Here is a 258-nt window from a genome sequence, read left to right as displayed (position 1 = left end):
TCATAGCGCAGCACCACATGTGCCGGGTAGCTGACTTCGTCGGCATCGACGCGGATATAGCCCGGTTTCACGCGCTGGTTCCAGGCAATAAAGTTCTCTTCACTGAACGCCGCCTGCCTGCCAAAACGGGCGTGAACCGCAGGGAGGAGATGTTTAAGGAAAGCGTCGCTGCGCCCCAGCTGCATCCCAAAGAACAGGCTCTGGGATTCGTGGATCGCCGTTGAACGGGCCAGCGCGACAGGTTGACCGGCCCACGTT

Annotated in this window: 1 pseudogene; it reads right to left on the bottom strand. The window is 60.1% G+C overall.

The features are described from left to right. Positions 1 to 258: pseudogene (locus ACPYOI_RS36475) on the bottom strand (carboxypeptidase M32); the annotation flags it as partial.

The organism is Rhizobium sp. SVR5-2C, assembly GCF_056755115.1.
The sequence above is the reverse complement of the archived record's forward strand: the minus strand, read 5'-3'. Positions and strand labels throughout refer to the sequence as shown.